Origin of the sequence: Geobacter hydrogenophilus (genome assembly GCF_018501225.1) — a bacterium.
GTDB classification, from domain to species: domain Bacteria; phylum Desulfobacterota; class Desulfuromonadia; order Geobacterales; family Geobacteraceae; genus Geobacter; species Geobacter hydrogenophilus.
This window is the reverse complement of sequence record NZ_JAHCZI010000037.1, coordinates 1-413: the sequence shown is the minus strand read 5'-3', so window position 1 is coordinate 413 and position 413 is coordinate 1. Positions and strand designations below refer to the sequence as shown.

Below are 413 nucleotides of genomic sequence, written 5' to 3'. Positions count from 1 at the left end.
CTTGTCTTCAACTTCTATCCGGTCACGGCGGTGATGATCGTGCTTCTGGCGCTTCTGAACGACGGGGCGATTCTCGCTATCGCCGTGGACCGTCAGGAGGCGGCCCCGGAGCCCCAATCCTGGAACATGCCGGTGGTCCTCGGCGTTTCCACGGTCCTTGGCATCGTCGGCGTCATCGCTTCCTTCGGTCTCTTCTACCTGGCGGAACGGCTCTCGGGCCTCGGCCGCGACGTCATCCAGAGCCTCATCTACCTGAAGCTCTCGGTATCGGGACACCTCACCATCTTCGCCGCCAGGGGGCGGGGGCCGTTCTGGAGCAGCCGGCCGGCCACGGCACTTCTGGCCGCCACCGTCGGCACCCAGCTCGTTGCCACCGCCATCGCGGTCTATGGCCTCTTCATGGCTCCCATCGG

The 413-nt window shown here is 65.6% G+C and carries 1 pseudogene; it reads left to right on the top strand.

Annotation, left to right across the window (positions count from 1 at the left end):
* Positions 1–413, top strand: a pseudogene (locus KI811_RS18420) (plasma-membrane proton-efflux P-type ATPase); the annotation flags it as partial.